This window comes from Pseudomonas sp. KT_2_4 (genome assembly GCF_041410225.1).
In the GTDB taxonomy this organism is placed as follows: Bacteria; Pseudomonadota; Gammaproteobacteria; order Pseudomonadales; family Pseudomonadaceae; genus Aquipseudomonas; species Aquipseudomonas paracarnis.
Genome location: NZ_CP166962.1, coordinates 4,740,764 through 4,762,609 on the forward strand (window position 1 = coordinate 4,740,764; position 21,846 = coordinate 4,762,609).

At 55.4% G+C, this 21,846-nt stretch carries 24 protein-coding genes and 2 pseudogenes; 4 read left to right on the forward strand and 22 right to left on the reverse strand.

The annotated features are described in order from the left end of the window. Positions 1–38: 38 nt before the first annotated feature. From AB9N64_RS21780 to AB9N64_RS21885, 22 genes and pseudogenes are all read right to left on the reverse strand, one after another. Positions 39–722: a DsbA family protein gene (locus AB9N64_RS21780; RefSeq protein WP_008437415.1), complete on the reverse strand. Its 684-nt coding sequence runs from the start codon at positions 720–722 to the stop codon at positions 39–41. Next, positions 719–1,015, reverse strand: coding sequence for a hypothetical protein (locus AB9N64_RS21785; RefSeq protein ID WP_008437414.1), 297 nt, complete (start codon positions 1,013–1,015; stop codon positions 719–721). The genes AB9N64_RS21780 and AB9N64_RS21785 overlap by 4 nt, the downstream gene beginning before the upstream one ends. Continuing rightward, the gene (locus AB9N64_RS21790) at positions 1,012–3,975 is read right to left on the reverse strand and encodes a conjugative transfer ATPase (protein WP_024073351.1); all 2,964 of its coding nucleotides are present in this window, start codon (positions 3,973–3,975) and stop codon (positions 1,012–1,014) included. Before AB9N64_RS21790 ends, AB9N64_RS21785 begins: the two co-directional genes overlap by 4 nt. After that, on the reverse strand, positions 3,975–4,403 hold the full coding sequence (locus tag AB9N64_RS21795) for a TIGR03751 family conjugal transfer lipoprotein (protein WP_008437412.1): 429 nt from the start codon (positions 4,401–4,403) through the stop codon (positions 3,975–3,977). The genes AB9N64_RS21790 and AB9N64_RS21795 overlap by 1 nt, the downstream gene beginning before the upstream one ends. Beyond that, entirely contained in the window at positions 4,381–5,871 is a 1,491-nt protein-coding gene (locus AB9N64_RS21800; protein WP_024073352.1) for a TIGR03752 family integrating conjugative element protein, read from the reverse strand. The genes AB9N64_RS21795 and AB9N64_RS21800 overlap by 23 nt, the downstream gene beginning before the upstream one ends. After that, a complete protein-coding gene (locus AB9N64_RS21805; protein WP_008437410.1) occupies positions 5,861–6,763 on the reverse strand; it encodes a TIGR03749 family integrating conjugative element protein in 903 nt (300 codons plus the stop codon). The genes AB9N64_RS21800 and AB9N64_RS21805 overlap by 11 nt, the downstream gene beginning before the upstream one ends. Further along, entirely contained in the window at positions 6,763–7,416 is a 654-nt protein-coding gene (locus tag AB9N64_RS21810; RefSeq protein WP_020302977.1) for a PFL_4703 family integrating conjugative element protein, read from the reverse strand. The genes AB9N64_RS21805 and AB9N64_RS21810 overlap by 1 nt, the downstream gene beginning before the upstream one ends. Next, the gene (locus tag AB9N64_RS21815; protein ID WP_008437403.1) at positions 7,413–7,793 is read right to left on the reverse strand and encodes a TIGR03750 family conjugal transfer protein; all 381 of its coding nucleotides are present in this window, start codon (positions 7,791–7,793) and stop codon (positions 7,413–7,415) included. The genes AB9N64_RS21810 and AB9N64_RS21815 overlap by 4 nt, the downstream gene beginning before the upstream one ends. A 13-nt stretch (positions 7,794–7,806) precedes the next feature. After that, positions 7,807–8,145 carry a TIGR03745 family integrating conjugative element membrane protein gene (locus AB9N64_RS21820; RefSeq protein WP_008437401.1) on the reverse strand — a complete coding sequence of 113 codons (339 nt, stop codon included), beginning with the start codon at positions 8,143–8,145 and terminating at the stop codon, positions 7,807–7,809. Between the two features lie 18 nt (positions 8,146–8,163). After that, on the reverse strand, positions 8,164–8,403 hold the full coding sequence (locus AB9N64_RS21825; protein ID WP_008437400.1) for a TIGR03758 family integrating conjugative element protein: 240 nt from the start codon (positions 8,401–8,403) through the stop codon (positions 8,164–8,166). Next, a complete protein-coding gene (locus AB9N64_RS21830) occupies positions 8,400–8,708 on the reverse strand; it encodes an RAQPRD family integrative conjugative element protein (RefSeq protein WP_178110642.1) in 309 nt (102 codons plus the stop codon). The genes AB9N64_RS21825 and AB9N64_RS21830 overlap by 4 nt, the downstream gene beginning before the upstream one ends. 157 nt (positions 8,709–8,865) lie before the next feature. Continuing rightward, a complete protein-coding gene (locus tag AB9N64_RS21835; RefSeq protein WP_008437393.1) occupies positions 8,866–9,177 on the reverse strand; it encodes a hypothetical protein in 312 nt (103 codons plus the stop codon). Positions 9,178–9,252: 75 nt separating this feature from the next. Beyond that, positions 9,253–10,731, reverse strand: a complete 1,479-nt coding sequence (locus AB9N64_RS21840; protein ID WP_008437391.1) for a UvrD-helicase domain-containing protein — start codon at positions 10,729–10,731, stop codon at positions 9,253–9,255. Positions 10,732–10,740: 9 nt separating this feature from the next. After that, the gene (locus AB9N64_RS21845) at positions 10,741–11,496 is read right to left on the reverse strand and encodes a TIGR03747 family integrating conjugative element membrane protein (RefSeq protein WP_008437388.1); all 756 of its coding nucleotides are present in this window, start codon (positions 11,494–11,496) and stop codon (positions 10,741–10,743) included. Between the two features lie 18 nt (positions 11,497–11,514). Continuing rightward, positions 11,515–13,731 carry a type IV conjugative transfer system coupling protein TraD gene (gene traD, locus AB9N64_RS21850; RefSeq protein ID WP_098949604.1) on the reverse strand — a complete coding sequence of 739 codons (2,217 nt, stop codon included), beginning with the start codon at positions 13,729–13,731 and terminating at the stop codon, positions 11,515–11,517. A gap of 3 nt (positions 13,732–13,734) precedes the next feature. After that, the gene (locus AB9N64_RS21855) at positions 13,735–14,145 is read right to left on the reverse strand and encodes a hypothetical protein (protein WP_008437384.1); all 411 of its coding nucleotides are present in this window, start codon (positions 14,143–14,145) and stop codon (positions 13,735–13,737) included. Further along, a complete protein-coding gene (locus AB9N64_RS21860; RefSeq protein WP_024073354.1) occupies positions 14,105–14,389 on the reverse strand; it encodes a hypothetical protein in 285 nt (94 codons plus the stop codon). The genes AB9N64_RS21855 and AB9N64_RS21860 overlap by 41 nt, the downstream gene beginning before the upstream one ends. Before the next feature lie 7 nt (positions 14,390–14,396). After that, on the reverse strand, positions 14,397–14,900 hold the full coding sequence (locus tag AB9N64_RS21865; RefSeq protein ID WP_008437383.1) for an integrating conjugative element protein: 504 nt from the start codon (positions 14,898–14,900) through the stop codon (positions 14,397–14,399). Continuing rightward, on the reverse strand, positions 14,897–15,412 hold the full coding sequence (locus tag AB9N64_RS21870) for a lytic transglycosylase domain-containing protein (protein ID WP_371360396.1): 516 nt from the start codon (positions 15,410–15,412) through the stop codon (positions 14,897–14,899). The genes AB9N64_RS21865 and AB9N64_RS21870 overlap by 4 nt, the downstream gene beginning before the upstream one ends. A gap of 27 nt (positions 15,413–15,439) precedes the next feature. Next, positions 15,440–16,192 (reverse strand): TIGR03759 family integrating conjugative element protein, encoded by a 753-nt coding sequence (locus tag AB9N64_RS21875; RefSeq protein ID WP_024073355.1) that lies wholly within the window; start codon positions 16,190–16,192, stop codon positions 15,440–15,442. 40 nt (positions 16,193–16,232) lie between these two features. Continuing rightward, the gene (locus tag AB9N64_RS21880) at positions 16,233–16,949 is read right to left on the reverse strand and encodes a hypothetical protein (protein WP_024073356.1); all 717 of its coding nucleotides are present in this window, start codon (positions 16,947–16,949) and stop codon (positions 16,233–16,235) included. A gap of 159 nt (positions 16,950–17,108) precedes the next feature. After that, positions 17,109–17,340: pseudogene (locus AB9N64_RS21885) on the reverse strand (DEAD/DEAH box helicase); the annotation flags it as partial. 191 nt (positions 17,341–17,531) lie between these two features. On the opposite strand from AB9N64_RS21885, the gene AB9N64_RS21890 reads away from it, so the two are divergent. From AB9N64_RS21890 to ltrA, 4 genes and pseudogenes are all read left to right on the forward strand, one after another. Beyond that, the gene (locus AB9N64_RS21890; RefSeq protein WP_093235877.1) at positions 17,532–17,837 is read left to right on the forward strand and encodes a transposase; all 306 of its coding nucleotides are present in this window, start codon (positions 17,532–17,534) and stop codon (positions 17,835–17,837) included. Then, on the forward strand, positions 17,834–18,169 hold the full coding sequence (gene tnpB, locus AB9N64_RS21895) for an IS66 family insertion sequence element accessory protein TnpB (RefSeq protein WP_024073357.1): 336 nt from the start codon (positions 17,834–17,836) through the stop codon (positions 18,167–18,169). Before AB9N64_RS21890 ends, tnpB begins: the two co-directional genes overlap by 4 nt. Before the next feature lie 61 nt (positions 18,170–18,230). Beyond that, positions 18,231–19,538: pseudogene (locus AB9N64_RS21900) on the forward strand (IS66 family transposase); the annotation flags it as partial. Positions 19,539–20,116: 578 nt separating this feature from the next. Beyond that, a complete protein-coding gene (ltrA, locus tag AB9N64_RS21905; protein ID WP_024073359.1) occupies positions 20,117–21,778 on the forward strand; it encodes a group II intron reverse transcriptase/maturase in 1,662 nt (553 codons plus the stop codon). Positions 21,779–21,846: the final 68 nt, after the last annotated feature.

Below are 21,846 nucleotides of genomic sequence, written 5' to 3' on the forward strand. Positions count from 1 at the left end.
GCCGGGCATGAAAATGTATGAATGGAATGCAAGCTCATTTAATGACAATGGCTAAGTGATTTAACGTTCGACTTTTGCAGAGCGTCGCAGCTCTTTTTTTGAGCCAGCCAATCACGAGCTGATAATAACAATACCCCGTCAGCTGGTCCCTCAAGCTTTACGGAGCTGCCAGTCGTGTTGTCTTTAATTATCACAGTAGGAGTTGCCGTAATGCCCGCTTTGAGGGCCTCCTCGACCTGTTGGCCAACATGCCGGGCGATCACTTTGTCGGTAGCTGCACAGGACAATAAGTCCTGGTAAGTAACATCAACGACGTTCAGATGCCCATTGAAACCCTCACCGTTGCTACGGGTCCGGTCAAAAATCTGGTCAATGGCTTGCCAGAAGGCAGGTGCGCCACCAAGCGCCCCCGCACATTCAGCGAGCTTGGCTTCGTGTAATGCGGTCGGACCGTGCACATCCAGTGGCAGATGATGCCACTGCAGGTTTACATCCTTCTGCTGCTGTATCCAGGTTTTCAACGCAGGTGTGTACGTCTTGCAGTAGGGGCACTCCAGATCCGCGAACTCAGTCACAGTCCAGCGTGCTTTGGAAGGACCAAACAACCACGGGCCTGTGTTGTGCGGGGATGGTATCTCACTTCGAGTGAGGGCTAAGCAGGCCATCGATGTGCCTGCCAAAACGCACCCCAGCATCAACCAATATTTGCGAAGGCCTATCATGCCCGAGCCTCTGCTGGCTTCGATGAAAGCAGCGCTTGTTTACGAAGGGCCTCAAGAAGAGCGTTCTCAGCATTCTCGGGTTGTGGGTGCTGTAGCAGCCAATTGGCTAACACCGCGTGAAGTTGGGACTCGATGTCACGACGATCCACCGCACGAACCAAAACCTGTTGCAGTTGCTCTATCAAAACGGGGGCACACACCTCAAGGGTTTGAAGGGCGTCTTCACCCGGTTGTTCAAGCAGCTGGGTCAGACTTTCTATAAGGTTCTGGGTCAGGGAATTCAATGCTCTCATGCTTGGCGCTCCAAGGCCGTGACTTGCTCGGGGAAAGTAATGATGTGAGGTTCGATACCGCGATAGCGGTCAAGCGTTGCAGCAACTTCAATGGCCGCATCCAGCTCGCTGCAGCCTTTGGCTTGCATGATGTCGAAGCGTTGCTTTTTCTCTTCCGGCTCGGTCATGGCCAGGGCCAGATACAAACTCGGTGGTACCGCCCGGAATAACATTTCCATGCTTTTGGACAACACGACGCCCTCGGTGAATTTGCCGCTTTCTTTACGCGCTGACAGCATCATCGACTTCTGTGCAGGAGTCAGTTCACGAAACCGCGCGATCTTCTCCACCTCATCAGGCGGCATGTTTAAGCACATCCACCACTCGATCATGTTGAGCAGGGCTGAGGCCTCTGGCGGCACGTCGTCAACGTTCTGGGTGGCCATCCAGAACCAGGCGCCGAGCTTTCGCCACATTTTGGTAATCTTGACGGAGTAGGGGGATAGGAGTGGGACCTTCAACTGGATGTGGCCTTCGTCGGTGAAGCAGATCAGCGGACGGCCTTTAAACTGGTCACGCTCGGCAATGTTGTTGACCGTGTTGAGCAGGGAAATATAAGCGATGGCCATCTGTGCGCTATAGCCTTCTCGCGCATAGGTGGCAAGGTCGACAATGGTAATGTCCGCTTCTGGCCATGGGGTGCCAGGACGGTTGAACATGTCGCCTTCGGTGCCCATACAGAACATGGACAAGGCTTCCGCCATCTCCAAGAATCGTGAGCTTCGGGCGTCTGGAATACCGGGCTCGAGTCCCATTTCTCGCAGCGCTTCACGGATATCTTCCGGCAGAACGATACGTTGCTCCGTCACGCATTTTTTCGCTGCATTCAGTATGCATTGGCGGATGGCGCTACGGTCGGCACGAGTAAGACGGGCATCCTCTTTTTCTTCACCACCGGTGATCATCAGCCTGGCCGCAATTTCCATCTCGCCCAGGATGTCGCGTTGTTCATCCTCGGTCTGGCTAGTCAGATGTTCGTCCGACGCCTCAAGATCATCAGCTTGGATAATCTTCACGTTTTGGCTGGGTTCGATGAGCTTCACGGCATCAGCGAATGGCGCGAGGCTGACACCCGATCCAGGTGCAAGTCGAACCCGGTTTACCGTCAAACCCAACTTTTTGGCGAAATCACCGAGTAAGCCGAAGCTGTTGCCAGCCTCCACAATGAATAGACGTGGCCGATAGATGGCGATGATTTGGCTAAGGATGTTTGTCGCGCTGGCCGATTTACCTGAACCCGTAGGCCCGAAAATGAACAAATGCGCGTTCATCTGCCGGTCCAGCTTGTTCAGCGGGTCGAAGGTTATCGGCGCTCCCCCACGGTTAAACAGGGTAATACCCGGGTGCCCGGTTCCGGTCGACCTACCCCAGACGGGGGCCAGGTTCGCAATGTGTTGGGCGAACATCAGTTGTGCGTACCACTCCAGTGCTTTGCGCGCATTGGGGTCGAAGTTGCCGGGTAGCCATCTAAGGTAGGAGTTCAGCGGTGCCACTTCATCCCGAGGTTCCACCGGCTCCATGCCCGCACCCAGCAATGCGCTGCTGAGTTGCAAACTGCGTTCGTGCAGCTGGGCATCATCTTTACCCCGCAGGTAAAACGCTACGCTACCTCTGTACAGCTTGTGCTTGCGCCCGAGCAACTGACGGGCGGTGGCGACGTCTTCGCGTGTCAGGATCGAGGCCTGAGTGTCTCCAACTGCCTTGCGTGAAAGCTGTTCCAGATGCCCTTCGAGAATGTCCTGCGGGGTGATCACGAGAGTGATACAGAGAATGGTGTCCTCTGGCATTTTGTCGAACAGTGCGTTGAGCGCATCACCGCCCTTTCGGGTTTCACCGGTTAAGTGCCCGGTCTTGGGAGCATCCCTCAAGCGGTCAAGCATCACCACCTGATGGGGAAGGCCGTCGAAATACCACAGACCTTTCTCTATATCTGACAGTGGTTCGCGATAAAACAGGTTTTGCGAGAAGTCAGTGCCGCTGGCGAGCGGCAGCTCGCCCTCTGCAGCACCAGGTGCTTGCTTGCACACCAATTCGTAGAAGCGGCGAATATCTGCATCGGCAGGGCCAAGATGATCGGGACGTGGATTGAACCAATGAATCAGCCAATGGCGAATGGCGTGGCCATCCATGCGATGGGTTTTAATGCCGGCGTTCGCCAAGCCGCCCACCAAGCGATCGCAGATGATTTTCAGGTAAGGACCTGGTGCCTGGCCTCGCACATCCGCTTGCGCGCCTTGGGTACGGCGGTAGACAACAACACGGACGCGGCGCTGTTGGCCCCTCCAGGGCAGTTGGCTGACCTTGGTGTCTTCAAACAGCCCGCCTGGTTTGGAGATGGATTCCAGGTGTTGCTTCATCAGCTTCAAATAAAGCTCGGTGAATGCACTGCCTTGTGCGCGTGGTTGAACGTAGTCATGCAGTTGCTGAAGGTAATCGTCCCAGCTGGTTTCGTCCTGGGCATAGAGCTGAACCACCCAGGGTGAGGTTTCAAGCTCGTCGAAGGAGTCCTGGAGGGCGTTTTCCAGGGCGTCGCGGGCCTTGCGTAACCATTCGGGATCCCGACCTTCAGTACCAATCGGTGTCAGCTCAAAAAAGGCAGCACGAGACACGCCGTCTTCCAATAGCATGGCTTTTTCTGCAGGCAGGTAATCTACCCACGGCAGTAGGTCTACGAAGGAGGGGTTGACGTGGTATAGACGGTCAGCATCAGCGGTTGTGGCTGGCTTTTTCTTTGGGTTACGCCAATCGCTCGGCGAGGGAATACCCATGGCAGCAAGGCGTTCGTAGTAACGCTCTGTAGCAGCCTCAAACGTCTCGGTTGCTGGTCCCTGCACATCGTCAGATAACGGCGAACCTGGTGTTACGCCAGGTTCCACACGCTCTGTCGCCCGTCGCGTTTTGAATCGTTCAAAAAAACCCATCAATATGCCTCCGTGCGTTCGCCAGGCATGGCGTATTGCACCCGCTGATACAGCGGAAACACCGTGGTGTAGCCTGGGATCGGTGCCGGGTCTGAACCCGCTAAATGAGGAAAGACGTACATCACCAGGTCGGGATTGGGTAGGCGTTTAAATTGGCTGTAGATCTCGTTTTGTGCGGTACGTGTGAACATGGTGTTGTCTGTTTCCCTCGTCTCCAGAGGCCGACGAAGATCTTGGCGTGCATCGAGCAATTGGCGGCTGCTCGAGCTGCTTGAGCCGCTGGAGCCTTGATCCCAAACGTCCATCATTGTGCGGTCCCCATGGGGGAGCAATTCGTCTTTGTTGGTGGAACAGGCCGAGGCGAGTAGGGCGATGGCCAGGTATGCACCTAGTTTTAAGCCATGATTAGTCAAGCGCAGTCGAAACATGACGGGCTCCTGAGCGATAGTTGACCTTGCGGCCATTGAGTTCGTAATCGATGGTCAGTTGCTGGTCCAGGTGCACAGCTATCTTTGCCCCGGGTTGTACATACACCGCTGCGAAGGCTTGCCCGTAGAGTTTGTTGACCCAGCTGGAGACGTCATTGACGCCCTGGCCAATAATTTTGCCCATGGCTTCACTGCCCGAGCCGCCGACAGAACCGATGGTCCCGGACTGAGGGTTTATAAAAGAGCCGCTGTTTCCATCTGACTTGATGAGGGAGGCAGCACCTGCGCCGGCGGCGGTAATCAGTACCTGCGAGCCAATGTATTGCGAGGCGTTGCTTTTGCGGTCGCCACTGATACAAGGAATGCCATAGGCATCGCTTATCCAGCCCAGGCCACCCTGAATGGTGGTTTGGTTGCCATTGTTCTGATTGTTACTATTTTGACTGCTATTCGTTTCTTCCTGAGGTTGTGGCAGCGTGCGCACAGTGCCGTCATTGAAGACGAACGTCAGGCTTTTGATCTGACCGCGTACGCAAGACAGGGTCCAATCGCCGGAAGCCGTTCCGCTGGCCACCGCGCCGGCGACGTCGGGCAAGTCGATGCCGTTGGCCGTGAGATTGTCCGGCCCGATCAATACCTTGAACGGGTAGGGGTCGTTGACAGTGCCGTCAATGGGCACCCGGCCGATCAGCGCGGACATGGCCACCGAACCCATCAATGTCGAGTTCTGCGGCAAGGTGTAGACCTTGCGCACCTGTTTGCGGGCCTCCTGTGGCGAGATTTCATTCGCAACACTTTGAGCGCCCGTGCGCAGTGCATTTTGTCCTCGGTCCACGGACTCGCCAAAAGAGGTCGGGAAGTTGAAGCCGCTTGCCGTTTGATTTGTCCCTGCAGCGATGGGCTTGCCGTTGACATCGACCGGCGTTGCGTCCTGCGGCTCTATCCAAACAACGTCCGCGCCAGGTCCGCCTTTGAAGCCTTGACCGTCACCTGGCTGAACGCCGAAGCCGATCGGCAAATCAGATCCAGACTCATTGCCACTGCCCGATTTGCTGCTCAGGGTATTGTACTGCTGCTGCAGTGTGTCCAAGAGGGTTTGGCTCTGTTGTTGCGCCTCCTGCTTCATCGTTTGCTGAACGTTCTGCAGTTTGTTATCGACGTTGAGGTCGATGTTCTGCAGGCGTTTTTGCAGCTCGATGTTCTGTTGCTTTAGTTCGTCATTGTTCTTCAAAGCATTGGAGACTTGGTCCTTGAGTTGTCTGCTTTCCACGACAATGGTGCGCAATGTGTCGCTGGGTGTATCTCCGTCAACCCCAAGCTTTTTAGCCTCCTTCGTACTAAGTACAACCGTTTCCGGCGCATGAACCTGTTGGTCGGCACTTTCGCGATTGAATAATTTGACCACTACGTATATCGCCAGGATCGCGAACGGTATGACCAGGTATTTAACAAGTGGATTACTCTTCACGACGGCCTCCCTTCGGATCGATCTGGCTGATGGCGGCCGGCAATAACGATTCGGCTAGACCATGACCACGGGTCACCAAGTAGACCGTCGAGGTGTCGCTGGAATCACCTTTGGCGCCAAGGTAGGGATGCTGAAAAGTCGCGGTGACAAAGTCACCCATCAGGTCACGCGGATCCAATGTGAGGTTTTGGGCGCTTGTGTTACGTAGCTTCACCGCCGTGACCCAATACTCGTCTAACCGCCACGACCCCAACGCAGAGGCTTCGACCGGCAATATCGGCATTAGGGTGGTGAGGTCCAAACCGCGCTTCAGATTGATCTGAGCAATCCCCTCCACGGGCTCAACGGTGCGTAGGGGCGCGTAAAGCATCTGTGCGGCATAGCGCGTCATGACCACCGGAAGAGGGGTCTCACGACGCGGTTTCGGCGCGTCCTCATCCTCCTCGGCTTGAGCGCTGGCTTGGGCCGTGGAAGAAGTTGAATGGTTGCTTGTAGGTTTGGCGTTGACTTGGCCGTAACGCGGGGCGGGACTGTCCCCGGCTACAATTTTAGCCGGCTCGGATGCGACCTGATTTGGTTTCCCTACCGTTGCGATGATATCCACGAGCATGATCTCACCGGAGTTCATGTTCTGCAGCTGTAAGCGAGTCGGTTCAATCGGCTCTTTCGCCAACAGGTAGAGGGCACCACCGGTGCTCTGCACGCGCAGTTTGTCGACGAGGTTACGAGGCAGACCCACCCGTACGTTTTGGTCCACAAAGACAATACGCTCCTGACCCACGATCAAGGGCAGTGCTATAGGGATACGATCCCAGCGCAGGATTTCGACGGCGTTGGCCAACCCGCAGAAGTGAAGGGCTACGAGCCCGATGATCAGTAGGCGGCGTGTCATCATTTGCCTCCTGCTCTGGTCGTTTCTGCGGAGACTTCGATGCGTTGTGGATTACTGCTATAACAGTCCCAGGCCAAGCCGAATGGGTTTTTTTCGGGATCGACGTCGAATCGGATAATTCTTAACGGATAGCGAGCAAATGCCCGCTTTACGCGCTCCCCGCCGTAGTGCTCGTCAGCGGTGATGTCCAGGTTGACGGTCCAGTCATTGATGCTGTGCTGTTCAATATGTTGCTCAGACTTATCGTCGATGCCTCTGCCTGGAATTTCAAATACACCCCGCTCACGTTTGCGCAGTTCCCCGCTATTGCGGCGTAGCTCGAAATCTTTCTGCAAGTAGGCTTTGCAGCTGGGAGTCAGGTAGCTTTCCAAGCGGGTAATGTTGTCCTCGTAGTCGGTTTCACCGTCAACGGGCCAACGGTTCATCTGCTGAAAAATGTACAGACCGAAGGCGTATACCGACTCCGGTGGAATATCCCACCACTTACGGGTGCTACCTGAACGTAGATCTGGAGGTACATGAACAGTTAGGTCACGCGGTGCGCTCTGCCAGCCATAAGCCATGTACAGACCCAGGGCAATGAGAAAACCAATGACCATGCGCAGGCTGTTAATGTGGGCCAGTTGGGCGTCTACTTTTTTACGGTAAGTCATTGAACCTCCGTTCGATGACAGGTCCACGCACCTGTACGAGTAATCAGCAGGGCTTTATTCCAGGTAGGAAAGAACCGCGCGATGTTCAATTGCATCTGGCGGTATAGCCATGTATCAGGTCGGCCGCGTTTCCACCGACGCAAGAAACGACTGGCAAGAAACAGCCCTAGGACAGCACAGAGCATGGCGGCGCCGATGATAAGTGCCCAAATCTGGGTCAATATCGCGGCCGGAATACCGATAACCAGCCCTGCGCCGGTGCTCAACGCCAAGGTGGCCCACATTTCGTCAGCGGTAAGGCCGCCCATGATGACTGGCTGATTGTTCAATCGCACAGGGAGGAAAATCAGGGTCCCATCGTCTGAGAGTTCTGTCATGGCCACGGCTCTTTTAAAGAATATTTGAAGCCTTGGTGACCAGAAAAATGGCGACACCGAGGATGGCGACGCCAACGGCGGCTGTCGCCCCCAGATCTCCCCATTTTTTCTTGCCAAGTTGAATTTCGTGGTAGGTGCCGAAGGCATGCCAAGCAACGCCACTGAAAATGACTGCGCAGATGATGAGGCCAAGCAAAGTAAAACCGTCAAAGGCGTAGTTCTGCATGGTTTGCATCAGGTTAGAGCCTTCCCCCCGGGTAGGAGGCTGAGACTGCGGAAGAGCCGCCATGGCCAGTTGGGGGAGAGCAAGCAACCCGATCAGCATGCGGCCCGGTTTTAAGAATGAAGTCATGGTGTATCTCCCATAGGGTCAACTAAGAACAAATGTGGTGAGGATCATGCAAAGCAGTAGGATGCGGACGAGCGAGGTCGAGGCAATCGTTCGATCAAGGTTGCCAGTGGCCCATCCTCGGTAGCAGCTCCAGATAGCCCAGGCGCCCCACATAAAGATGATGGCTACAGCGACGCCGACGAAAAACAGGTAGCTCGTCGAGGCAGGAAATCCTCCTGCCGCTTGAAACGCAGCAGCCTGAGCGCCGCTCATGCTCATGGCTTGCGTCCTTCGGTCGTGTATTGGCCTGACAGCTCAACAGGATCACGAGGCTGGGCTCGGGTTGGGGTTAGATAGCCCTCCAACCCATGACGAATTCGAGCGATATCACCTGCTAGACGCTGGTAATCGAAGAAGTAACGCTTGCCAGGTTCGTCGGCCACTTGAGCGCTACGACGTGCGGTGTCCTCTAAGGCATTCAACTGGCGGATCATCACGTCCAGGTTGGCCTGTTCGGAGGCTGAAGCAGCGGTCGCATGAGAGACAGGCAGGCCGCATCCAAAAAGTGCGATGAGGCCTGGCAAGGCAAGTCGGCAAGTGAGTGCAGTGAGACGCGGGTACTGGATCACGGCTGGGCTCTAGTCATTCCTGATGCCGTCAGCTTGCCGTGATCAAGCTATGGTCGCCGCAAGAAAACCATATTCAGGACTGTAAGGATTTCTTCTGACGGTACTGACACCATCAATCACAGTGGATAGGGCGTTTGAAGAACAGCAGATACCCGATGGGCAAGGCGAATCCGTAAGCCCAGCCTTGGGCGTTTTGATTGCCAACCTTGACTTCTCCTTTGACCACGGGCTGCACGCTGACCAGCTCCCAGCCTTCGCTGCCTAATTGAGCAAGGCGGTTTTGACGTTCAGAATCTTCCAGAAAACCCTGGGTGTCGGGTTCAGTGGTGGGCTCTTCGGACTTGAACATGAAGAGCTTTTTGGTTCTGACAACGTACTGAAAGGGAGAGAACTCAGTGTGGTATTCAAATTTCTGACGGCCCATGGCGACGTCCTCAATGTGCAGAGCTACCAGGGTTTCAATAATAAGCGCGTGCCAGCAATCTGAAATAGTTTGTTGCTAAGCGCGTGATTTCTGAGGTTGGAGTGCAGAGGTCCGAGCATCGACATAGCGCTGCATGATAGAAAGCACCATTGAGTTCAACGCTAGGATCTTCATCCCTCGCGTCACCGCCACGTACAGCAAATTCAACTCGTCATCTTTACGACCTTGATCGATATCGGGTGAAAGCGGATCAGCGCTAAAGTCGTCATACAGGCTGACAAAGTCCCACTCCAGCCCCTTGGCCTTGTGCCCAGTCGTGAGTGTCACGGTGGCGTCGAGCTCGTTATCTACAGAGCGGGAACGTAGGGTTTGGATCCGCTGGGGCAGGTCCGGATAGGCTGTAATGATCTTGATCGATCGCAACATCTCCGTATCCTGGCTTACCTCGGCTATTTCCACGTACTGTGAAAAGTCCCGGTAATCTCTCAACAGCCTGCGGTTCTGCACCTCATGGTTACGGTTGCGGCTGAATAGGTATAAATCTTCCAGATCGCGTAGCGAGTAGCTGTCGATACCGCCGACCCAGAAAATCTTGGGGTTGCTTGCGACCAGCTGCAGGGCGTTCTCGATGACGCCGGTCACGGTACGATGGATAAACGTGCGATGCGGTAGCTCTTCAGGCAGAGCCCGTTTAACCAGGGTATTGCAACCTAACCCCTGCAGCTTTCGTGTCTCACCCTTGTAAAAAAGAATGATGTTGGCCACATGCGCGACGGCAGGGCCGAAGCGAAAGCTTTGGGTCAGGTAGTGACGTTCGGCGTCGGCCATCCAGTCGCTGTTGAGCGCATCTTCTGCGCCGCGGAAGCGATAGATCTGCTGGTGGGGATCGCCGACTGCCACCTTGCGGACCCGTTGTATTTTTACTATGTCGGCAATAACTGGGTTCACGTCTTGACCTTCGTCGAGCAGAATGGCGTTAAATCGTTCGCTCAGGTCGGGCTTGCTTAGCTGATACAGCTTCAAGTAAGCGTCATGGGTGATCGACATTGCTGTGTCCTGCAGATCGATCATCCGGTTCCAGATGGTTTTAGCCACGTTTAAAGCATTGTTCAGGAAACGTTCCTGGGCACTTGTGAGCATTCGTTGCCCCTGGAATCTGGGAAAATGCACACGGCCCAACTCGTCATCGGCGCTGGCCATGAAGTTGTTAAGCGTGCTGAGGACATCCCGCACGAGCTCCCAGTCCTGGGTGTTGATGGCCCTTGCGATGTCCGTCAGGCGTAAGTTATTGGTCTGCTTGGTGGCGTACTGACTGCCATAGACTGCATATGCGAGGCCATGCGCCGTCTTACACACCACGTTTCTGCGTGGAAAGCGGCCCCTGGCAGCGAGCTCGACGGATTTGTTGTAGCAGAGGTAGAGCATTTTCACCGAGGCGTGTTGTGTGGCGTAGCCCACCAGTGTGGTGGTTTTGCCGGTACCGGCAAAAGCCTGAACCAGTAGCTTGTCAGCCGTGGAATGGATGATGGGCTGCTGTTCTTGTGTCCACTGCATGGGCAGCTCCTAAAGGTATTTTTTGAAGCTTGAAACGGTGATGTAAACGGACACACCCAACAGCACGGCGCAGGGCAACAGAATCAAAAGGGGGCTGATGCTGATGGGGATGGCCAGGTAGACCGTCCAGGGCACGATGGTCAGCGGAATGATCGTCCCCCGGGCTTTGTGATACAGGTAACTTGACTCGCGGCCGGAGCCGAATTTTCGTAGATCACGCCGCACCAGGCCATCGACCAAGCCAGTGAACGCCGCCAGTGCGAACAGCGGAATCGTCAACGTCAGAATGACCATTCGCACACAGAAGGTCAGGACTGTGTATAACGCGGCTAAGCCATAGTCCTGGAATTTGATCATCGCCCGACCGAGTTCGTAGCGAAGGTTCAAGGTTCCCGTTTGTTGTGGTGATGTTGAGCGAGCGTACTGTGTCAGTGCATTTATATTGTCCTGCATGCCGGTTTTCACCATCAGCCAGTCATAGACCGTTTGTGCCAGCCAGGTTGCCGTACGCCCCGGTTCTTTGATGACAACGCTGTGCAGCAGATCCTGGGACAGCCAGCCCAGTTCATGTTGGAACATCTGCTGAGCATGTTTCCAGCCGGCATCCGGCCAGAACGTGTACATGCAAAGCCATTCAACGACGATGGCGCCGAGCAAGGAGCCGAACATCACCCCCAAGAAATGAAAAGGGGTAGAGAACAGCATGCCCAGGAAGTTTTTTTGACCTTCCTGCTGTTGCTGGGCTTTTTCCGCGATATCGGCCATGGCTCTGTTCCTTCAAGCCTATGCGGCTTTTCCGTTATTGGCCATCTGGCGGAAGTCGTCTACCAAGTCATCAGGAAGCGACTCACTTAGTGCGTCATATCCCGGTGCTTGCCACCAGTCGCTGCTGGTTCCGGATCCTTTACGCATGCCCTCAACCAAGGCCTGAAGATCCTTGGGCATCACTTCATCGGGATCGCTTGCCGGCAACGGCATACGAATCTTCCACAAATTCCCGCCCTCTATCAGGGCAAAGCATTGCCCCTTGGGTAGGGCAACCACATGCGCCGGTTCGATCATCGGTACGCTGACACTTTGGATCTGATCGTGAGTGTTAGAGGTGAAAGCGGTGTTGCCGTTAATAGCGTCGTTTGCACTGCTTGCTGGTGTACTGGTAAACACCTGGACCTTTGGCAACTGGTTGCTCAGCAGCTCGGCGGTTGCAGTCTCACGTACACGTAACATGAACAGGTTGTTGAAGTTACCGATGACTTGGCCAGCTTTAGCCCGGTTACCGATTTTTGCCTCAATATCGCTCATGGTTTGGGTATAGGCCGTGACCTGCATGCCGGCACCACCGCCTTTGTTGATCATCGGTATGAATTCATCGCCCATCAGTTCGTTGAATTCGTCCGCATGTACGTTAATTGCTACCTTGCCGCCGGTGGCCCCGGGCAAGCCATCATCGATGCCAAACTTATAGATGTGACCCGCAACTGACACCAGGTCGCTGAACATCGAGTTGCCCACCGCTGCAGCTACCTCTGTATCAGATAAAGCGTCCAGGCCGACATAGACCACTGCCCGTTTGCGGATGATCTGCATCCAGTCAAAGATTGGTCGTGGGTCCTCAAGATCCATGTAGTCGGGAGATAGCAGCTCTGCAATCCGGCCTGTGGTCAGTTTTTCCAGCAATGGCAGAAGGCTGGCCACGATCTTGTCGAAATAGGTTTTGTCATAGCGTACGGCTGATCGCAGACCCTCCATCACTGGGTCGGAGATGCGTTGCTGAGTGAGGTACATGTCCAGGGCCACCACGCGTAGCGGTCGATCCTTCATGGCGAAACTGAGGTTCTTACGATCGATCTTTCCTTCCAGCTCAACGATGGTTTGCCAGGCTTTGGGATCATTTTCAGCAAAGTGCTTCTGCGCATACTCAATAAACAGCGCGTCAATGTTTGTCACATGCTTGAGGATCTGTTCATAGTCCGGCCGACGTCCCAGTGCCACGAGGGCGCGCGCGATGATGTTGACGAAACGCCAGGCGAATTCCCGGAATGCCGCGGAATTGCCTTCCCCCGAAAGTTGGCCGGCAATGCGGGTGGCAACCTCCGAGATCCGACCAAACCGGCCGACGGCGTTGTAGCGAGCGGAGTGATCGGGCCAGCCTAGGTGGAACACGTAGAATTCCTCCAGTCGGTTTGCGCGCTTGCATTCGATGTACATGCGCTTCAGGAGGTCTGCGTCGCCTTTAGGATCGAAGACAATCACCACTTCGCGGTCCAGGTCCATTTCTACATTGCGCTGGCTTCGATGAACGGGTTGCACGCGGCGCCCCATATGAACGCGGCGCCGGGGGCTACGGCGGGTACGCCTGATGTCTTGGGTGATAAACAACTCTGCCAAGCGGGTTTTTCCAACACGAGTAGTCCCCAATACAAGGGAGTGTCCAACCCGCTCACCCAGTGGCAGGCTGACATCCGCTTCGTTCGGCTCTATACCGTGTAAGCGCGGTAGCCCCCCGACTGGAGGAAGTGGACGCGCCGGGTTAAATGGCACATCCCACGAGGTAGCCTTTGACAGCAATTTGAGTGGAAAGGGTGCGAACTCCAGACGCTCCTCAATTCTGCGAGCAAAGGTATAGATAGACGTGGGCTCGACATACTCGGCGTACTTTGGGAGGTAAGTCTCCATCAACCGCTGAGTATGTTTTTGGGTCCAGCGAAAGCCTTTACCGATGAATAGCCGCTCATTGCTGACCGGCATGTCTTTGCTGGTCATGGTGTAGTGGGGTAGGCGCCGAATATTGCGCCGGTAACGCAGCACTACCAACGCTTGTTTGAGGCGGACGAACCCTAGACCCAGAAAGCCTGTACCGGCAACCATGCCGAATAAAGGCGTCAGAGCAACCGCCCAGGGCGCGAAAATACAGAGCAACGCCGCAGCGGCACATACGCAAACTGTGTACAGCTCAACAGCAGGGCGTAGTAACGACTCAATGGTGTAGGAGGTGGTCATGGATCACTTCCTATGAGTGAAAGGGGACAATGGCCCCACTGTTTCGAAATGGAAAACGACTGGCTTGCCTGTCTCAGCGATCAGCCCATAGGACTTGGCCAGGCGGTATATGGGGTGGTAGCTGTTAAGGGAGTTGACGTGTCCAGCAATGCGCTCTCGCCAGACTTCTAGTGGCATCGCTGCCTTGCTCAAATTACACGGCACGCACGCGGGCATCATGTTGCTGATGGCGTGGTTCTCTGGCCGCCCCAAAATGATGGCACCGGAGTACTTGCCGTCCACCCTCTCTGGTTCTCGCCATACTGCTTCCATGTGGTCCGCATGCCACCGGTCACCCAACAGCACACCGCAGTATGCGCAATGGCCCGCGAATTTAGCGTGAAGCTCGCAGCGTTGCTTCTTGGTCAGCTTCATGGGGCCGGGATCCTCCTTTCATGCGTGATGATGAATTGGCCAACTCTTGCCTCGCTTGCTCAACTGCCTCGGGCAGTCGTTCTTTTAGCCGCTGACATAGCTCCACCTCGTCACCAGGTACGCGGGCGATGACGGTGCCGCCATAGAGCTTGGCGACATAGGTGACCTGTTCAAAAAGCAGTTGGCCTGCTCGTGGGTCATCTGGTTGCTTGATGACCAAGGTGATGTGCGTAAGAGAGGCCATACCCTGGTTACTGCTGGATCGTTGTGGCAGTGATCAACAGCGGGTAATGCTGGACTCCCAAGCGCTGTGCCAGATCATTTGATGGAGCCGGGACCAACTGTAGATTTCCTGCCCATCGTTGGATTTCGGCAAACCGCTCGGCGCTGGCCACGTTAACCACAAGGCCCACTGCCTGCAGTTGCTGTAACTGATCGCGGCGCTGTGATAACCACTTTCTGGAGCTTTCATCGTCGCCTACAAGAAACAATGGTTGCAGGCCAGGTGCATTGATTACCCGGCCCTGTACCTGCCCGGGTGTCAGTTGGTCAGAGCGCACTGGAAACGAGCCTTGCCCACGCACACCAATATTCTCTGACTGTGCTGACTGCTCAGTAGGTTCTGGAGCCAAGTACTGGTAGTAGGGCAGAGCGGAAACACCCCCTCGGTCTTCAACAACAATCAGCGAGGTGGCATGCACTGCCATGGGGGAGGCCAAAGACAGCAAAACAGGCAGATGCAGCAATCTATTCATGGATTATTCGCCATCAGGTTGATACCGGTGACCCGGCTGAGGTGTTTGGCAAAAGCTCGTCGGTATCGGGCAGCGGGTTCGCCTCCGGCAGGGCGGTGGTACCGACCAGCAGCGGTGATCCAGTCGCCTCCTTTGGCTTTTTGCTCAGCCAGGATCTGGGCCGTAACCGAGAGGTTTTTGTACGGATCCAGCCCTTCGCAGGGATAGCTATAACGGTGGCCGTTGGCACCGATGTTGGTTTGTCCAAGCCCGACGTCGACTCTATTTGGGCCTGCGGTCTGAAGGGCGATCATCAACGCTCTGCAAGCATCGCTGCGTGTCGCAAAGCGATATCCGGCGCCGGCGACATTCAACGTCCAGGGCCAGGGGACGATCTGGCCGCGAAGTCGGGTGCCACTCTCTTGCAGTGCAACGGAGTACAGCACCTCGGACGGAACGCCGGCAGGCAGGGCAATCAACTGATAGGCCGGTGGCGGAACCTCGGCACCGTTAGCAAATGCCGCGGTGAGCAGTAGCCCCCCCCGTTAAAGCCGCGCGAATTACAGACGCTGCCATTGTCCATTCACCTCGCGTACCACGGCCGGCAGCTCACCGCCGAGTCCAAGGCCAAGCCATCGACCGGCATCGTGATTCAATGTGATCTGTCGGCTTCTCACGCTGGCCGGTTCGACTCCAGCCAAGATGGCCCAGCGGCGAATTATTTCGTCATCACCTTGACTACCAACGAAGTACAGATCAAAGGACTGTTTCTGGTTTTGTAAGTCTTTGACGCGGTCAATACATGCGTTGCAACTGTCTTGAACAAAAACGGCTAGTCGTCCAGTGCCTTTCACAGCAGTTAACGCTCCCGAGCCAGGAGCAGATGCAGGGTTGGACGATAGTTGGATGACTTTTTCATTGGGGTAAAGACGTGCGAAGGCTTGGTCATAGGCCCTTTGGTACGCCAGTTCCTTATCGATACGCTGTCGCTCGGCTCGCACCTGCAGCTCTGCATAGCGTCGCCGCTCCTCCTCCGACTTCGCTTCGATGCCAAGTGCTGTCAGAGGATCCAGGCCTGGCGAATAGATTCCGCGAGGACCCTCCATCACAGTTTGAAAACGGGACCATTCTTGGGGGGTCAATCCCCACTCGCGGGCGAGTTCTGTCTGACTTGCTCCTTGAGAAGAGTTGTGAACTTCACTGTTCTGAGTGTTCGAGATCGACGTTGATTGCCCCGAAGCCGCATGACAGCCGTATGCAAACGCGAAGGTGGCCAAGCCTGCAATGAAACCCAAAATGTTCCTGGGCTTCATTGTTTTCGAGGAAGTGGTAGGGGAGTGCATAAAGGAGGTCCTATTGCGCGACGGTTACGGTTTGAGGTGTTCCGGCCACGTCAAAGCGTGCGGATCTTCCGTCCAGCGCGTTGAGTCGCCAGGCGGTGCCCGCCACAGCGTCACCAGGTCGGATAAGGTAAATTTGATTCAACTGCGTGCTGCCAGGCGGTGCTACGGACAAAAAGCGTTCACCGCCGCGATACTCGATACCGACAACGGTAAAAGGGGGTGTTTGCGGTGTGACAGTGGCGGTAGCGGGCGGTTTTGGCCGCTTTGGTTGGCGGGCAACGGGCTTAGGCTTGGGCTTGAGGGGCACAGCAGTGGTTTGTTTGATGCGTGACTGACTGAGTTCTTGAAGACGGCTATCGAGTGTTTCGACGCTGGCTTTGAGGACTAGCAATTCACCAGCAGACGCAGCATTTTGAGAGATTTCTTGCGCTGACTCCGTCGCTTGCTTTGCATACGCTTGTGCGGCATCAATTCGATTCGATAAAGCCTGCTGCCCGGCTCGGAAGTCCTCGTTGGTCACCAGGTGGTTGCCGGCTACCGTGCCCAGTCGCTCATCGACTTTGCCAAGCCGCGTCAACAACGCATCGAGCGACTCTTTGTCTGCAGTCGCAGCCAAGCTGGTGCGGAGTTGGGAGAGTTGATGATGCTCATAACACAGAATGCCTGCCAATAATGCAAGGCACAGACTGAGTATCGCTGTGGTTCGAGTAGGGCGTGGTAGGTTCATGGGCGTCCTCGCGCAAAAGCGAATACACCCTCTCAAACCAGTCTCTTAGGTGCATCAGGAAATAGGTTTTCCAGGACGCATGGTTTTTGAAGTGTCGAGTTGGCCGCTGGTAAATTGGGATCGTTATAAAAAAATGGCCACCCGAAGGTGGCCGTCAAACTATGAAGCAATGAGCTGCCTTGCAAGTGTCATTTCAACTGAATCACCATCTTGGTTCAGCGAGTCGAGACCAGAATCTGGCACATCTCCCGACGTGCTTTGAATCACGGCGATTTTCTTGGCCATCAACTGCAGGCAAGTAATCTGAGAGCTGCCGGCATAGCCAAAAAAACACCCTCACTGGCTGCTTTTGCCCAATCCGCCATCACCGTCGAAATGCCTGTTGCAAGGTGTTGGGTAAAGCCATATACCGTAGCCCCACTGCGCGGAGTAAAGTCTTAAAAACCCGTGATAATGATCTGCGGAGTCAGAATAAAGTGGGTAACCGTCCGGCCAGGTCATCTACCCAGCTCTGCAAAGCGAAGACATGGTGTGCATTTAAATTAAGTGGACACCAATTCTAGCCTTTCAAGCGGGTATTTCATGCAGCCAACACGCCGTTCCTATTCCAAATCCTTCAAAGCCCAGATCATTCAAGAGTGCGCCCAACCAGGCGCTTCGATTGCCAGCGTCGCGCTCGGCCATAGCCTCAACGCAAACCTCGTCCACAAATGGATTCGGCTGCAAACGCAGAAAATTCCGGCACACCCACCTGCGGGGGCGAACTCCCATCCAGCATCATCGAATATCTGCGTTGAAATACAGCACCCGCGCGCCATCATCAAAGTGGACTGGCCCACTGAAAGTGCTGCCGCCTGCGCGACTTTTCTTCGAGATATTCTGCGATGATTCACATCGACTCCATCTGGCTCGCCACCGAACCGATGGCCATGCGCGCAGGCACCGAAACGGCGCTAGCCAAGGTGATCGCGGTGTTCGGTGCGGCGCAGCCGCACTGCGCTTATCTGTTCGCCAACCGCCGCGCCAATCGCATGAAAGTGCTGGTGCATGACGGCTTCGGAATATGGCTGGCGGCGCGCCGGTTAAACCAAGGCAAGTTCCACTGGCCTGGCATCCGCCATGGTCCTGAGATGGAACTGGATGCCGAGCAACTTCAAACGTTGTTGCTGGGGCTGCCATGGCAACGCGCAGGTTCTGGAGGCTCGATCACACTGCTTTAACGGCAGCCATTAGCCTATCGGTCTATCGTCGCGAAACGCCCGCTCTGGCAAAGTCCGGCGTATGACTTCTTCGCCCAATCTCGACCAACTGTCTCCCAATCAACTGCGCGTCCTCGCAGCGCAGTTGCTCTCGCAAGTCGACACTATGGGCAAGAAAATCAACCGTGATCAAACAGTCATTGAGAAACAGACCCACGAGATCGCCCAGCTCAAGCGTTTGAAGTTTGCCAAGCGCAGCGAGCAGATGAATCCTGAACAGGCCAGCCTGCTAGATGACCTGATCGATACTGATATCGCGGCGATTGAGGCCGAGCTTCAGGCGTTGCAAATAGCACCAGAGGCGACCGAGGAAAAGCTAAGGCCCAAGCGCACGGCATTGCCGGCAGAATTTCCGCGAACGTTGATCCATCACGAACCGGACAACACTCACCGCCCATGCGGCTGCGCCCTGAAGCGCATCGGTGAGGACGTTAGCGAGAAGCTGGACTACACGCCCGGCGTGTTCACCGTCGAACGCCATGTCCGTGGCAAGTGGGTCTGCGATAACTGCGAAACGCTGATCCAGGCACCGGTTCCGCCGCAGGTCATTGATAAGGGCATCCCGACTTCGGGCCTGCTCGCACACGTCATGATCGCCAAGTTTGCTGACCATCTGCCGCTTTACCGTCAGGAATCGATCTTAGGTCGAGCGGGCTTGGCGATTCCACGTTCAACCTTGGCTCAATGGGTTGGCGTGACCGGAGTTCAGTTGCAGCCGCTGGTCGATGCGCTGCGCGAAGTAGTGCTTGGGCAACAAATCATCCACGCAGATGAAACACCGGTGCAGATGCTCATGCCGGGAACAAAGAAAACCCACCGCTCCTATGTGTGGTCCTACGCTACCAGCCAGTTCTCGGATGTGGCAGCGGTGGTTTATGACTTCAGCCCCAGTCGCGCCGGAGAGCATGCTCGCGACTTCCTTCAGGACTGGAATGGCAAGTTGGTCTGCGACGATTTTGGCGGCTACAAGGCCAGCTTTGAACTCGGCGTGACCGAGATCGGCTGCATGGCCCATGCACGGCGCAAGTTCTTTGAACTGCACGCTACGAATAAAAGCACGCTCGCCGAGCAAGCCCTGCGCTATATCCAGTTGTTGTACGAAATCGAAAGAGAAGTCAGAGACCTGGAGCCGGATTTACGGCGCCGAATACGGCAAGAAAAAGCCGTACCGGTGAAGGATAGGCTGCATGCCTGGATGAACGCGCAGCGTGATCTTGTGCCCGAAGGTTCGGCCATCAGCAGAGCGCTCGATTACAGCCTTAAACGCTGGGCAGCGCTGTCGCGCTACCTCGATGACGGGGCGGTTCCCATTGATAATAATTGGGCGGAGGTGCGACACGAAGTCGCTTAATGAAGTTGTTCCCCCTTGGTGGGAACCACCCGTGTCACCGGGTGAATCTAGAAGGCTGAATCAAGAGCGCCTTCGACAATGTTACGAGGCGCCGCAAGGTGCGGGGTACCAATCGTGAGAGGCGTACCCTTCTGGCAGCCATGGCCGGACAAGTGCTAGATAGTTGGTATGGTGAACACACGTGAATCTGCGCAACGATCGTTAAATTAAGCGAGCGGAAATGGCTTACACGCTCGAACCAAAATGGTAATGGAGGTGGGAACTGCGTCTTTCTACTACGCATTCGTGACCCACATGCCTCCCGGTCGATAGCAGGCACCTAACCCGACGCACTTCAGTAAGCGGAACGTGGAAATCCCGTATCGCTCCCGTCAGGGAAAGCCGTTTGTAAAAATTGCCCATGGCGGTGCGGGCGAAGGAACGAGGAAAAAGCGAACGCCGTCCTGTAATGGGTTGGATAGAGGTTGAAACATCACTTCACGCGAAAGCGGGCAGACGTCCTCATGGTCTCTCTTCACACGAGAGTAGGTAGAACCCTTTCAACGGAAGGAGAGCAAATGAACGCAGCAGCATTGGCGTGTGCACCTTCCGGCACGTCGTGGGACAGCATCGATTGGATCGCCGTACAACGTCGTGTCAGAGGGCTGCAAGCGCGTATTGTGAAGGCTGTACAAGATGGCAGACATAACAAGGTGAAAGCCCTGCAATGGCTGCTGACTCACTCGTTCAGTGGCAAGGCATTTGCTGTGAAACGGGTGTCTGAAAACAAAGGCAAAAATACCCCCGGCGTGGACAAGGTTACTTGGAATACGCCTAGGGCCAAGCTCGGCGCGATAGAGTCGTTGACGCGGCGAGGTTACTCGCCGCTCCCGCTTCGGAGAGTGCTTATTCCGAAGAAAAACGGCAAAACGAGACCTCTTGGAATTCCCGCGATGAAATGCCGGGCCATGCAGGCGCTTCATCTGCTGGCTCTGGAACCGATAGCGGAAACTACCGGCGACCCGAACTCTTATGGGTTCAGGCCGGAACGCTCAACTGCGGATGCCGTCGCACAGTGCTTTGGTGTGCTGTCACGAAAAGCAAACGCGGAATGGGTGTTAGAGGGCGACATTCAAGGCTGTTTCGACAATATCAGCCATGACTGGTTGATCGCCAACATTCCCATGGACAAGGCGATTTTGCAGAAATGGCTCCGGGCTGGTTATGTCTACCAAAAGCAGCTATTCCCCAGCCACGCCGGAACCCCGCAGGGAGGCATCATATCCCCGGGGTTGGCGAACATGACGCTGGATGGGTTGGAAGCGATGCTGGCGAAGAGATTTCCCAACGCGAAGTGGACAGCCCGAAAAATGCGCGTGGTGCGTTATGCAGATGATTTCATCATCACTGGTTGTTCGAAAGAATGGCTGGAGAATGAAGTCAGGCCCGCCGTGGTTGAATTTCTGGCAGAGCGTGGACTTGTCCTCTCTCCGGAAAAAACCAAGATAACGCACATAGGGGACGGGTTCGACTTCCTCGGATGGAACCTGCGCAAGTACAACGGCAAGCTCCTGATCAAGCCGTCCAAGGCGAACATCGGGGCTCTACTTGCCAAGCTGCGAGAGTTGATCAAGACCAACAAAACGATACGACAGGCTAACTTGATAGGTTTGCTCAACCCGGTTCTACGGGGCTGGGCGAACTATCACAGTCATGTCGTCGCCAAGAAGGTCTTCAACCAGGTGGACAGCGCAGTGTGGGAAATGCTCTGGCGATGGGCGGTACGTCGCCACCCTCGCAAGACACGCCGATGGGTGAAGGATCGGTATTTCAAAGTACAAGGGGCGCGCCGTTGGGTGTTCTCGTGTACTGAAAAATCCGCCGATGGTCGGAAGCGTCAGTACACGCTAGTAGACGCCTCAGACACACCGATTGTGCGACATATCAAGATTAAGGCTGCTGCCAACCCTCACGACCCTGCATGGGATGAGTACTTCGAGTCCCGCTGGGGCAAGAAGATGCTCACTTCCGTTAAAGGTCGAGCCAAGCTGTATCGGGTATGGGTGCAACAGGGCGGCAGGTGCTGCGCCTGCTTCAAGCCGGTGACCAAAGACACACCGTGGCACAGTCGCCATATTGTGAAGCTAGGTCATGGCGGGACGGACGCTGCGGCTAATCTTGAGATTTACCACCTGCGTTGCCCACGAGATGTGCAATTTGCCAATGTCGACGATGTATAACCGGGTGCCCAATGGCGCCTTAGCAGAGGCTTGAGCCGTGTGCTGGGAAACTCGCATGCACGGTTCTT

Bases quoted from the DNA above. Each gene is read 5' to 3' on its own strand.
- AB9N64_RS21780 (WP_008437415.1), bottom strand. From the start codon at position 722: ATGATAGGCCTTCGCAAATATTGGTTGATGCTGGGGTGCGTTTTGGCA.
- AB9N64_RS21785 (WP_008437414.1), bottom strand. From the start codon at position 1,015: ATGAGAGCATTGAATTCCCTGACCCAGAACCTTATAGAAAGTCTGACC.
- AB9N64_RS21790 (WP_024073351.1), bottom strand. From the start codon at position 3,975: ATGGGTTTTTTTGAACGATTCAAAACGCGACGGGCGACAGAGCGTGTG.
- AB9N64_RS21795 (WP_008437412.1), bottom strand. From the start codon at position 4,403: ATGTTTCGACTGCGCTTGACTAATCATGGCTTAAAACTAGGTGCATAC.
- AB9N64_RS21805 (WP_008437410.1), bottom strand. From the start codon at position 6,763: ATGACACGCCGCCTACTGATCATCGGGCTCGTAGCCCTTCACTTCTGC.
- AB9N64_RS21810 (WP_020302977.1), bottom strand. From the start codon at position 7,416: ATGACTTACCGTAAAAAAGTAGACGCCCAACTGGCCCACATTAACAGC.
- AB9N64_RS21815 (WP_008437403.1), bottom strand. From the start codon at position 7,793: ATGACAGAACTCTCAGACGATGGGACCCTGATTTTCCTCCCTGTGCGA.
- AB9N64_RS21820 (WP_008437401.1), bottom strand. From the start codon at position 8,145: ATGACTTCATTCTTAAAACCGGGCCGCATGCTGATCGGGTTGCTTGCT.
- AB9N64_RS21825 (WP_008437400.1), bottom strand. From the start codon at position 8,403: ATGAGCATGAGCGGCGCTCAGGCTGCTGCGTTTCAAGCGGCAGGAGGA.
- AB9N64_RS21835 (WP_008437393.1), bottom strand. From the start codon at position 9,177: ATGGGCCGTCAGAAATTTGAATACCACACTGAGTTCTCTCCCTTTCAG.
- AB9N64_RS21840 (WP_008437391.1), bottom strand. From the start codon at position 10,731: ATGCAGTGGACACAAGAACAGCAGCCCATCATCCATTCCACGGCTGAC.
- AB9N64_RS21845 (WP_008437388.1), bottom strand. From the start codon at position 11,496: ATGGCCGATATCGCGGAAAAAGCCCAGCAACAGCAGGAAGGTCAAAAA.
- traD (WP_098949604.1), bottom strand. From the start codon at position 13,731: ATGACCACCTCCTACACCATTGAGTCGTTACTACGCCCTGCTGTTGAG.
- AB9N64_RS21855 (WP_008437384.1), bottom strand. From the start codon at position 14,145: ATGAAGCTGACCAAGAAGCAACGCTGCGAGCTTCACGCTAAATTCGCG.
- AB9N64_RS21860 (WP_024073354.1), bottom strand. From the start codon at position 14,389: ATGGCCTCTCTTACGCACATCACCTTGGTCATCAAGCAACCAGATGAC.
- AB9N64_RS21865 (WP_008437383.1), bottom strand. From the start codon at position 14,900: ATGAATAGATTGCTGCATCTGCCTGTTTTGCTGTCTTTGGCCTCCCCC.
- AB9N64_RS21875 (WP_024073355.1), bottom strand. From the start codon at position 16,192: ATGAAGCCCAGGAACATTTTGGGTTTCATTGCAGGCTTGGCCACCTTC.
- AB9N64_RS21880 (WP_024073356.1), bottom strand. From the start codon at position 16,949: ATGAACCTACCACGCCCTACTCGAACCACAGCGATACTCAGTCTGTGC.
- AB9N64_RS21890 (WP_093235877.1), top strand. From the start codon at position 17,532: ATGCAGCCAACACGCCGTTCCTATTCCAAATCCTTCAAAGCCCAGATC.
- tnpB (WP_024073357.1), top strand. From the start codon at position 17,834: ATGATTCACATCGACTCCATCTGGCTCGCCACCGAACCGATGGCCATG.
- ltrA (WP_024073359.1), top strand. From the start codon at position 20,117: ATGAACGCAGCAGCATTGGCGTGTGCACCTTCCGGCACGTCGTGGGAC.